Origin of the sequence: Acetobacter estunensis (genome assembly GCF_019083805.1) — a bacterium.
Lineage (GTDB): Bacteria > Pseudomonadota > Alphaproteobacteria > Acetobacterales > Acetobacteraceae > Acetobacter > Acetobacter estunensis_A.
In genome coordinates, this window is sequence record NZ_JAHRDV010000007.1 from 58,364 (window position 1) to 69,858 (window position 11,495).

Annotated in this window: 7 protein-coding genes, 1 tRNA gene and 1 pseudogene; 5 read left to right on the top strand and 4 right to left on the bottom strand. The window is 56.2% G+C overall.

What is annotated here, in order from left to right:
* Positions 1 to 260 precede the first annotated feature (260 nt).
* From KUA11_RS10515 to KUA11_RS10525, 3 genes are all read right to left on the bottom strand, one after another.
* The gene (locus KUA11_RS10515; RefSeq protein WP_217410254.1) at positions 261 to 2,462 is read right to left on the bottom strand and encodes a TonB-dependent siderophore receptor; all 2,202 of its coding nucleotides are present in this window, start codon (positions 2,460 to 2,462) and stop codon (positions 261 to 263) included.
* Positions 2,463 to 2,731: 269 nt separating this feature from the next.
* Positions 2,732 to 3,511, bottom strand: coding sequence for an AraC family transcriptional regulator (locus tag KUA11_RS10520; protein WP_217410255.1), 780 nt, complete (start codon positions 3,509 to 3,511; stop codon positions 2,732 to 2,734).
* Positions 3,512 to 3,765: 254 nt separating this feature from the next.
* Positions 3,766 to 3,841, bottom strand: a tRNA-His gene (locus tag KUA11_RS10525).
* Positions 3,842 to 4,053: 212 nt separating this feature from the next.
* On the opposite strand from KUA11_RS10525, the gene KUA11_RS10530 reads away from it, so the two are divergent.
* Together KUA11_RS10530 and KUA11_RS17515 are read left to right on the top strand one after the other, a co-directional pair.
* Entirely contained in the window at positions 4,054 to 6,426 is a 2,373-nt protein-coding gene (locus tag KUA11_RS10530) for a TonB-dependent receptor (RefSeq protein ID WP_254454847.1), read from the top strand.
* A 258-nt stretch (positions 6,427 to 6,684) separates the two neighbouring features.
* A pseudogene (locus tag KUA11_RS17515) lies at positions 6,685 to 6,981 on the top strand (tetratricopeptide repeat protein); the annotation flags it as partial.
* Positions 6,982 to 7,230: 249 nt separating this feature from the next.
* On the opposite strand, the gene KUA11_RS10540 reads toward KUA11_RS17515, so the two are convergent.
* Positions 7,231 to 8,412, bottom strand: coding sequence for an aminotransferase (locus KUA11_RS10540; RefSeq protein ID WP_368040997.1), 1,182 nt, complete (start codon positions 8,410 to 8,412; stop codon positions 7,231 to 7,233).
* A 297-nt stretch (positions 8,413 to 8,709) separates the two neighbouring features.
* On the opposite strand from KUA11_RS10540, the gene KUA11_RS10545 reads away from it, so the two are divergent.
* The 3 genes from KUA11_RS10545 to KUA11_RS10555 all read left to right on the top strand — a co-directional run bounded on the left by KUA11_RS10545 (position 8,710) and on the right by KUA11_RS10555 (position 11,476).
* Complete coding sequence (locus KUA11_RS10545; protein ID WP_166315144.1) at positions 8,710 to 9,048, top strand: P-II family nitrogen regulator; 339 nt, start codon at positions 8,710 to 8,712, stop codon at positions 9,046 to 9,048.
* 113 nt (positions 9,049 to 9,161) lie between these two features.
* A complete protein-coding gene (glnA, locus tag KUA11_RS10550) occupies positions 9,162 to 10,604 on the top strand; it encodes a type I glutamate--ammonia ligase (RefSeq protein WP_217410331.1) in 1,443 nt (480 codons plus the stop codon).
* Between the two features lie 113 nt (positions 10,605 to 10,717).
* The gene (locus KUA11_RS10555; RefSeq protein ID WP_254454848.1) at positions 10,718 to 11,476 is read left to right on the top strand and encodes a DNA/RNA non-specific endonuclease; all 759 of its coding nucleotides are present in this window, start codon (positions 10,718 to 10,720) and stop codon (positions 11,474 to 11,476) included.
* The last annotated feature ends 19 nt before the right edge of the window (positions 11,477 to 11,495 follow it).

The window sequence follows — 11,495 nt, forward strand, 5'->3', positions numbered from 1 at the left end:
TCCGTCTGCGTCGTTATCCCGTGTTACGGTGTGAGGCCCACGGGAGACATGCGTTTGAGCTGACGCTCACGGTCTGGGTCATTCGATCAATTTTATGCAGATAAATTGCGAGATCACTGGTGCCATGACTTTTCTCTGCTGAAGAAGCTTCTGCATCAGGACGTAATTCAGCAGAGGAGGAGGTTGGAACGCATATACCTTCCTGATTTGTATTTCAGGAAGGGTGCTTGTGTGAGATCAGTATGACAAACGCGAGAAGGTTACCAACTGTATCCAATGCTGGCCTGAGCGTTCCGTCGTTCTCCATAATAGCAGTATTCACCATCGGACCCATAGGCGAAACAGTTGGAGACGTAGTGCTTGTCAAAGATATTGCGGACGCTTGCGGATGCCTTCCAGCCGCGAAGTGTGGGCGACAGATTGGAAAGATCGTAGCTCAAGGAGCCATCGAACAGTGCATATTGCGGAAGCCATACACTGCCGTAAGTGGCTTCCCCGCCATAAGCTTTTGCCGAATAGCGCATGCCTCCTCCGAAGCCGAGGCCTTTTAATGGTCCTGAAGGCATCGTGTAGAATGCGAACAAAGAAGCATTGCCCTTACCCGACTGGATGAGAGGTTTGCCTGTTGAGTCGTCGTGCACCTTCTGGACGCTCACAGCCGCCGTAATCATGAAGTTCTTGTAAGGCTCTGCATGGGCTTCGAACTCGAAACCATCCGAATGAACCAGTCCACTTTGCACATTGTAGCCAGTATTCGCGACGGAAACGAGCACATTGCTCTGCTCGATATGGAAGCCAGCGGCGGTGAGTAAAACAGACGTTCCCGGAAATTGATATTTCACGCCACCTTCAAGCTGCTTACCGATGGAAGGACTTGCCTGCCGTACGGTGGCACCCCCGTCATTGGAGACGGATCCCGATTGAGGCTGAAAAGATGTCGAATAGCTGATGTAGGGCGCAAGACCGAAATCGAAGTGATAGAGGGCAGAAGCACGCCATGTAATCTGACTCGAACTCTGACGGGTATCGGTTTGACCAATATGCTCCACCTGATTGGAGCGGTACCAATCGTTGCGGATACTGCCTGTTAGGATCAGGCGATGCCAGCGAATTTCATCTTGACCATAGGCGCCAATCTGATGGGATCGCGTCACATAGTCCGAACTGGGCGTCAGGGGCGAAATGACCATGTGATAGTCAGGGTGCAGGACGTCGAGATCAGGCGCATCGCCGTAGGCTTCTCTGTCATTGGCTCGCTGCTGCATGTAGTCGAACCCGAACATCATCTTGTGCTGTAATGGTCCTGTGCGAATATTGCCTTTGAACTGACTGTCGAACGCTAAATTGTATGTGTGCTCTTGTGTGCCATAAGCGGAGCGGGACAGCATTTCATCGCTGTTGTAGTATCCATTGTCATAAACACTGCGATAGATGGTACGGATATCATCGTAACGCCCGCGCGTGCTGAAACTCCAGTCGTCATTGAAGCGATGATTGAGGATATAAGTGATCGCACCCTGCCGACGGTTGAATTTTTCGAAGGATGCATCTCCGTCATAGAAGTTCCGTGGCAGATAGCCAAACGATGCCCGCTTGAGAGAGCCGACCAGCGGAACACCGCCATAAGAGCCACTCTCCGGATCGTACTGATAATTGCCCAGCAGGGTGAGGGTGGTCGGTCCGTCACCGCCGAACGTGAAAGCGGGGCTTATGCTGAAGCGTCGGCTTCCCGTTTTGCTGAGTTGGGTGTGCTGTCCGTTCACTGTTCCATAAAGCCGGTAACGGACCAGACCGTCATCTGTGGCGAAACCACCGACATCGGCATCGACGCGATAGAGGTCGAACATTCCGCCAGTGGTGGTGACTCCACCGTAAAACTTTTGATCTGTCGGCAGTTTGCTTGACAGCGCGGTGAGGCCGCCCGGACTGGACTGGCCATAAAGCGCGGAAGCCGGCCCTTTGAGCAGTTCGATGCGAGAGAGGCGAAAGGTATCGGTCTGAGCAACGGCGAAACCCGTTGGGCTGTCCTGAAACCTCAGCCCGTCGAGAAAAGTCGGCACCGTAAAGCCACGCAGATCGTAAAGGTCGTACCGTGTGCCTTCTCCGCCGCGCGTATCGGCGGTGACACCAGCGGCGTAGCGCAGGGCCTGATTGAGATTCAGCACGCCGCGCACGTCCATCTCTTCGCGGGTGATGACAGTGACAGACTGGGCCGTTTCGATGAGGGGCGTATTTGTCTTTGTCGCGGAAGAGGCCAAGGTCGATGCGTTGCTGTGGCCACGTACCGTGATCCGCTGGACATGGGGAGCGCGTGTCGCGGTTTTAGTGGTTGCGGCCTGCCGAGGCGTGATGGTTTTGGATTGGCGAAGTGTGTTGGTTGCTTTCTTTTGGTCGGCTGCGCGGGCCGTGTTGTTCAGGGCGAAAGAGAGAAGAACCGCGTAAATAATCCTGCTGCGCTGCATACCTAACTCATTTCGGTGCTGGCCTCTGCTGCAGGAGGAGCTGGGCTTGCGTTGAGAGTAATAATGAGAATGAGTTGCGTCCGTAACTGCGTTCGAAAGCCCCTTCAAGCGAGGAATTTCGTCTTGGCCCAAACGCAAGCGGATTCCGCCTGATCGCCTAATCTCGGGATGCAGACGGGCCAATTGTGTGGGCAGTGGTGTGGGTGTTTTTTATGTGTTTGGGGGACGCAATGAGGCCACAACCGGATCGTGGCGTGACGAGCGCGTCTCTATGTGCGTGATGTGGACGATGAATTTAAACGCAGTGTCCGGGGTGCGACCCCAAAGGTTCGATGGAACATGGTGCTGAAGCTGCTGGCGTTGTCATAACCGAGATCGAATGCAACCTGCGCGATCGGCTGGCCCGCCGCGATGCGTGACGCCGCTTCGATCACCCGCACCCTGCGACGCCACGCTGCAAAGCCCATACCCATTTCCTGTTGAAAGAGACGGGTGAAGGTGCGCCGCGCCATGCCGGCTTCTCGCGCCCAATAATCGATGTCGTGGCAATCTCCCGGTTGAAGAGTAATGGCTTCGCACACGCGGCGCAGTCGAGAATCTGATGGGAAAAGCAGGCGATCCGCGATCCGGGGTGCGCGTCCGATTTCATCGACCAGAAGTCGGGCGATGGCCGACATGCGCTCATCCATGGTGAACTCGAACCGCATGGCGATGATCTCGTCCACAAGACCTCGTATCAGGGTGGACGCCTCAAACATCTTGAAGGGCAGATCGGTGCCCGGGAGACAGGAATCGACATAGACGACCTGAAACATCAGATCGGTGCGGCAGTTCACCTGATGGAGGGTATTGACGGGAATCCACATGCCCTGACCGGGGCGCAGCACGAAGCTCCCGTCCAGCGTGTTAACCGTCACACTGCCTGCCAGAAATATCGACAGTTGCGCTCGGTCATGCGTGTGGAATCCGTCCACAAAACCGCCGATGTAGCAATCTTCGAAACCCACGACGGGCGGTGGCTGAGGGGGAAGGTCCGCTGTGCGCTTCATGAGATGACGATTGTGTCTGACGATTTTTCGAATTTCCGGCACTCTTTTGTCGTCAGATCCATGAACACAGGCGCTCGTCCCATATGCTAATCCCCTCTCAGCCGCAGGATTATCATACGAATTTTGGGGTCAGGACATTGAGACTAATTTTTGCTTGGGCCTAACGTACTGATTTCCTTGATAATGGAAACAGCTGGCTGAAAGCAAAGAGCACTGGAGCGTGCACTTTAATGTCTTGGTTCTAGAGGAAATGCTGGGGCGAACGACGGGGATCGAACCCGCGACAACCGGTACCACAAACCGGCGCTCTACCGACTGAGCTACGTCCGCCACACAGCGAGCGCACACCTAAAATAAAGCTACCGACACGTCAACACCGATCTGCTTCAGAGTGATGATTTTCTCGATTCTGGAGCGGCTCTCACGCAGTTGGTCGTCAATCGGACGGTGTGAGGTCAATCTCTTGACAAGAAATGAAAGTGAGAATAATTCGCAATAAATGGTTTGACACAGTTTTTTCACGTCATGAAAGAAATGGGGCAATGAGCGTTTCCTCGCGGGATGGTCGGGTTCATCTGGTGCCGCTTTTTGCGGGTCTTGCGCTTTCGTGTTCAGGGGTATGGATGCCAGCAGACGCGGCCGTGGGCGAAGATGCGACGGATCCGCGGGATGTGCCTGTCGCTCCCAAGAAAGTCTCCGGCAAAACCGCCCACTCAAAGGGGACGCATGCACACGATGAGACGATTCCGGGCACCGATACGTCTCCCGGTTCGACGCATGTGGTTGTGACCGGCAGCCGGATGAACATCCTGCATGAGTCTGTGGGGTTAGCCCGGATGCCTCATGATGTCATGCACACGCCACAGTCTATCAATGTCGTGCCGCAGCTTCTTATGGAACAGCAGAATGTGAAGTCTCTTGATGAGGCATTGCGAAATGTTCCGGGTATTACGGCATCTGTCGGTGAGGGTGAGGGAGGTATGTCGGGGGATCAGTTTCTGATCCGTGGGTTTCAGGCCCAGAATGACATTTACGAAAATGGTCTGCGTGATTTCGGTGTCTATTCCCGTGACAGTTTCAATTACGATCATGTGTCCGTCATCAAAGGGCCGTCTTCAGAAGTGTTCGGTAATGGCACGACCGGTGGTGCCATCAATATCGTGACGAAGACACCTCATGCCGGATCATCTTATCAGGCGAATTTCTCTGGTGGGTCAGCGCAATATTATCGCGGTACTCTCGATATTAATCAGCAAATCAACGAAACGACAGCGGCGCGTCTGACCGCAATGGGCAATGAAAACAATGTCAACGGGCGTGATTACATCTATTCGCATCGTTGGGGCATTGCTCCGTCGATCACGTTCGGTCTGAACAAGAAAATATCTTATACTGTCGAATATTTTCATCAAAATGATAATCGTATTCCCGATTATGGTGTGTCGGTGGTCACCAAGCCGGGGTCTTCCGTTGGAAAACCCATTACGGAATACGGCGTGAGCCGGAAAAACTGGTATGGCACGACATTCGATCAGGATGATACCAGCACGGATATGCTCAGCGGTCGTTTAACGGCCAAAGTCGCGCCGTGGATAACGCTGTACAACGACACTCGGGGCGGTATTTATCACCGTTATTACTCTGCTTCGCAGTCAACCTGCGGCACGGCCTGCACTGAGGATTTCTTCTCTGGAGATGCGGCGGCCGCAACGACCACCCGAAATGGCGGTCTTGGCGGCCCTAATCCCTATCGCCAGAGTGACTGGTCCTTTCAGGATGTCTTTTCTGCAACGGCTGAGGTCAATACAGGAAAGATTCATCATGAGATTATTTCCGGATTCGATATCGAGCATGTCGAGGATCATCGGAAAAGTTATGTCTATAACCAGACCCGCACGGGAACGAGCCTCCTCAATCCATCCGCGACGGTTGCCGGTCTGCAGCGTCTAAACTGCAATCAGGCGCCTCAAAATCTCGCCAATCTTCCCGATGGAGTGGGTAAAAAATGTTACAAGGACGGTGCCGCGACAGATATCGGCTTTTTCCTCTCGGATCGTGTGCAATTGGTGAAGTGGTTTTCCATCAACGCCGGATTCCGACTGGATCATTGGTACAGTTCGTATGCGGCAACCGGTGGTGTGTCTTCTACACCTGATACCCACATCAATCAGTCCCAGACAACGGTCAATCCGAACGTGAGCTTGATGTATACGCCCAATGATGACCTGATGGTCTATTTCAACTGGGCTGAATCCACTACGCCGACCAGTTTGTATGTGACCAACAGCAATACGCCGTACCAGACAAATTCGCATTATGCGCCCGAGCGCAGCCGTCTGTATGAAATTGGAGCGAAATACAACGCTTTTCAGGGGCGTATGGGATTTACGGCCGCTTTGTTCCGTCTGGAAAAGAACAATTCCACCATTACGGATCCAAGCACGGGAGATGTGTCCGCGTCTTCGGACAAACAGCGCAATCAGGGGCTGGAACTCAGTGCGTCTGGAAACATCACACGCAACTGGAGTGTGATCGGCACGTACGCCTTTTATGACAGCCGCACCACAGGCTCCCTTACGGCGGCGGATGTGGGTAAGCGGATTCAATATGTTCCCAAAAATTCGGCGACACTCTGGACGACATACACGATCGGTCGGGACACCGAACATAACGTGACATTCGGTGGTGGCATCACATGGCGCGAACGTGTGTGGCTGGACGCTGCCAATACCGCCAGAGTTCCGGCGAATGTGACATTCGATGCGATGGTTTCGCACACTATTGGCAAGCACTGGCGGCTGGCCATGAATGGTTACAACCTCGCCAACAGGCTGAATTACAGCAACCTGTTCACCAATCGCGTTACGCCGTCGATCGGACGCTCGTTCCTTTTCAACGTAGCGGCGTCTTACTGAAACGGCAGATGAAGGGTCATGGCATGACTGTTCAGGCGATCACGCATGAAACGATGGCGAATTAGCAAAACGATATCTTCCGCATCCCTACCGGATTTTATGATGGCAATCCGCAAGCGAGCCTGGGATGGAGACGTCGCGGCTCAGGTGCAATGGGGCGACATTCTGATGAGTAAAGCCTACGGCCCACCGGATCTGGCGCGTGCGAAGCAGTGGTACGATATTGCGGCGCTGCGTGGCTATGGACCGGCTCTGAATATGGTGGGCCGGTGTTTTCAATTCGGCTGGGGCTGTGACAAGGACTTGCAGGAAGCGGCTCGTTACTACGAAGCTGCCGGACAGGCGGGCGATATGTGGGGGGTCTACAACCTCGGCATTCTGACCATGCGGGGCATCGGGATGCAGGCGGACCTGAAAGCCGCACTCTCTCTGTTTCGTCGTGCTGCGGACAATGGGCACGCAAAATCCATGAATCTTGTTGGACGATTCACGGAAGAGGGGTGGCATACCCAACGTAATCGCGAGATGGCCATTGAGTGGTATCGCCGTTCAGCCGAGGGCGGCGATTATCGGGGACAGCACAACTACGCTACCGTGCTCCTCGATCAGGAAAAAAGAGAAGACGCTCTGAGGTGGTGGCGCAAAGCGGTTGAAGAAGCCACGTCCGACATTCTTCTGGCCATGCGTGGGCACTTGCTTCGGCTTGGCGAACAGGGCGATGCAGCACTGCTTGCCAGAACACAAGAGCGACTTGAGGCGATGAACATTCCCCGTGCCGTACTGGAGGATAATGCCCGAGAGGCGTTATCCCCGTGCGATGCGGTCGCTCAACCGTGTCACGGCCTGTTCAAGGATGTCAGGTTTCTTGCAGAAGGCGAAACGGACGAGGTTGCGGGGCGGCGGACCGCCGGCGGCGTCATAGAACGCTGACACAGGGATCAAGGCGACGCCCGCTTCCTGTGTCATGCGTTTGCACCATGCGATATCGTCTTCACCCGACTGCACGATGGAGCCGAGCCTGCTGATATCGGCGGTGAGAAAGTAGGTGCCGTTACACGGCAGCACGTCAAAGCCGATCTCGCGCAGACCGCTTGCCAGAATATCGCGACGTAGACGCATGTCTTCGGCAAGCGTCGTGAAATAGGACGTGTCCTGTTCAAGCCCCGCGGCGACCGCGCGCTGGAGATTGGGAGGTGTGGCGAAAGTCAGGTTTTGATGCGCCTTGGCGACGATGGAGGCGAGGGGGGCTGATGCGGTGATGTAGCCCACCTTCCAGCCTGTCATGGAGAAGCTTTTGCCCGCACTCCCGATGCGGAAGCAGCGGTCGCGCATGTTCGGCAGAGTCATGAGCGGAATGTGCGGCGCGCCGAATGTCAGGTGCTCATACACCTCGTCACAGATGGCGTAAGTGTCATGCTGCGCAACCAGACCTGCAATGAAGTCCAGCTCTTCCCGCGTAAACACCTTGCCGGTGGGGTTCATCGGAGAGTTCAGCACGATGGCCTTGGTCTTCGGACCGAAGGCGGCGGCCAGTTCCTCGCGGGGGAGGCTCCATTCGGGGGGCGTGAGACGCACCAGCCGGGGCACGGCGCCGAGCAGCCGGATGATGGGCAGATAGGTGTCGTAAGCCGGCTCGATGATCACCACTTCATCGCCCGGTTGGAGCAGGGCGGCAAAGCAGGCCGCCAGTGCCTCCGTGGCGCCGGATGTCACCACGACTTCACGCACGGGATCGATGGTGAGGCAGTGGAACCGGCTGTTGGAGCGTGCCACCGCTTCGCGCAGTTCGGGCAGACCGGTGAGGGGCGCATACTGGTTGCGCCCGTCGAGGAGGCTGGCGGCGGCCACTTCGGCCAGATGCCGAGGTCCTTCGGTGTCGGGAAAACCCTGTCCGAGATTGATGGCCTCATGTTCGGACGCCAGAGCGGACATGACGGTGAAGATGGTCGTGGGCAGTGAGGAAAGCTGGGGATTGAGCGTCTTCACGGCGGTTTCCGGCTCAGAATGATGAAGGGGCTGCATCTTCCGGTCGGCAGACATGAGATCGCGGAATACAGCATGCCACATAAGCGTCCGCCCGGCCTTTCCGTCAATCGTTCCCTTTGGTGGGGAAGGGGAGGGAATTATTTCGGTGTCAACCCGATTGCCCCGAAAGCCAAGCCGTGCGAACTTGCTGACGGATCGAAGTGCGCCGGGTCCGTTGAAGGCTCCTGCCATTCGATCCGGACGTTCCCGGCGTGCTGCGCGCGCCTCATGCAATCGAGTTGGTGTGACGACGCGGACATGAAGAAGATCGAGGCCATCATCAAGCCGTTCAAGCTCGACGAAGTGAAGGACGCGCTTCACGAACTCGGCCTTCAGGGAATAACGGTGATCGAGGCGAAGGGATTCGGGCGCCAGAAAGGCCATACCGAGCTTTATCGCGGCGCAGAATACATCGTGGACTTTCTCCCCAAGATGAAGATCGAGGTGGTGTGCCCGGACGATCTGGCCGAGCGCGCGGTCGAAGCCATCAGTGCTGCCGCCCGTACGGGGCGAATCGGGGATGGCAAGATCTTCATTATTCCTGTCGATGACGCAATCCGCATCCGCACCGGCGAGCGTGGAGAGGAAGCGATCTGAGACTGTGCCCCACAGGTTTTTCATTGTGACGCTTCCTTGCGGAAGCGCCCCAGTGATGGATGGTGTCAACCGGGATGTCGCGTCGCGACATCCATAATTCAGGCAAGGACGACATGGCCAAGAAAGAAACGGGTGCGAAGAGCGCTTCGGAGGCTATTGCTCGGGTTTTCGAGCTTATCAACGAGAACTCCGTGGAAATGGTGGACCTGCGTTTCACGGATCCGCGTGGCACCTGGCATCACACGACGCAGTACGTCACGACCATCGAAGAAGACACCTTCACAGAAGGTTTCATGTTCGACGGTTCCTCGATTCCGGGCTGGAAGGCCATCAACGAGAGTGACATGGTGCTCATGCCGGACGCGTCCAGCGCCGTTATGGACCCGTTCTCGGCCAAGCCGCAGCTTATCCTGATCTGTGACATCGTCGATCCGGCCACCGGCCAGCTCTACAACCGTGATCCGCGTTCGACCGCCAAGCGTGCCGAGCAGTATCTCCAGTCCACCGGTCTGGGCGATACGGCGTTCTTCGGTCCCGAGGCCGAGTTCTTCGTCTTCGATAACGTCCAGTTCGGCACCGGCCCCAACTATGGCAAGTACCAGCTTGACAGCATCGAAGGACCTGACGCGTCCCTGAAGGCCTATCCGGAAGGCAATCTCGGTCATCGTCCGGCTGTAAAGGGTGGTTACTTCCCCTGCGCGCCGGTGGACAGCGAGAGCGACCTGCGCGCCGAGATGCTGACGACCATGGGCGAGATGGGTCTGCCCATCGAGAAGCACCATCATGAGGTGGCGCAGTCCCAGCACGAGCTTGGCACGAAGTTCGACACGCTGGTGCGTTCGGCCGACTTCATGCAGATCTATAAGTACTGCGTCCACAATGTGGCCGTGTCCTACGGCAAGTCGGCTACTTTCATGCCGAAGCCGATCTTTGGTGACAACGGCTCGGGCATGCATGTCCATCAGTCCATTTGGAAGGGCGGCAAGCCGACCTTCGCGGGCAATGGCTATGCCGATCTGTCCGACACGGCGCTGTATTACATCGGTGGCATCATCAAGCACGCGAAGGCTCTGAACGCTTTCACGAACCCGTCCACCAACTCCTACAAGCGTCTGATTCCGGGCTTCGAGGCTCCTGTGCTGTTGGCCTATTCGGCCCGTAACCGTTCGGCTTCGTGTCGTATTCCGTATGCGACGAGCCCCAAGGCCAAGCGCGTCGAGGTCCGCTTCCCCGATCCGACCGCCAACCCCTATCTGGCGTTCTCGGCCATGCTGATGGCGGGTCTGGACGGCATCAAGAACAAGATCCACCCGGGCGATGCCATGGACAAGGATCTGTATGACCTGCCGCCGGAAGAGCTGAAGCAGATCCCGACGGTTGCGGGCTCCCTGCGCGAAGCTCTCGAATCCCTTGCCGCCGACCACGAGTTCCTGCTTGCGGGCAATGTGTTCACCAAGGACCAGATCGAGAGCTACATCGAACTGAAGTGGAAGGATGTGTATCGTTTCGAGCACACGCCGCACCCGGTCGAGTTCGAGATGTACTACTCCGTCTGATTTCGCTTTTTGCGAAACGGATTATGTGGAAACGCGGCCCTCGGGTCGCGTTTCTTCGTTTGAGGAGGAGCAATGTTTACGGTTGGGGCAGGATGCGGGCACATATTTCCTTCATGACAATGCGCATGTTTGCTCTTCTTTCTGTTCTTTTCCCGCTTTCGGTTCACGCAGCCTGTCCAGAACATTTTGCGGGGGGCGTGCCGCCGTCGTCCGTCATGCCGGTGGTGGAACTGTGCTCCCAAATTTTTGCCGTTGGATATGCCCCAGCCGATCATGAGGCGCTCTGGAGTGCTGAGCATCTGACGGCTGTGAGCATCTCTCAGGCAGAGCGCCTGCATGGACGCGGCCAGTTTCATGAAGATCTGCGCCTGCCGGTCGAACAGCGCTCGGAGCCCTATGATTACAAGCGTTCAGGCTGGTCGCGTGGTCATCTCACACCTTCAGGAGATGCGTCCACTCGTGCTTCGCGTGAGGAGACGTTTGCGTTTTCCAACATTGTTCCGCAGGCGGCCCGGCTGAACGAAGGAGCGTGGAGCCATATCGAGATCAATGTGCGGAAACTGGCGAGACAGGCGGGAGAGGTGCATGTCGTGACAGGACCAGCCTTTCGCGAAGACATGGGACGGATAGGAGCCGATCATGTGCGCGTGCCGTCTTCATTGTGGAAGGCGGTGTATGTGCCCTCACGACACGCTGTGGCGGTCATCGTGTGCAAGAACATCAAGCCATTTGTGTGCAATGCCGTAGGGCTGGAGTCTTTGTCGCGGGTAACGGGCATCGATCCGTTTCCTGGGGTTCCGGCAGAGAACAGGAAACGGATGGCGCAACTGGAACGAAAGTTATTGAGTTCGATTACCCGCCACAAGGATTAGGCTGGACGGCGTGATGAAG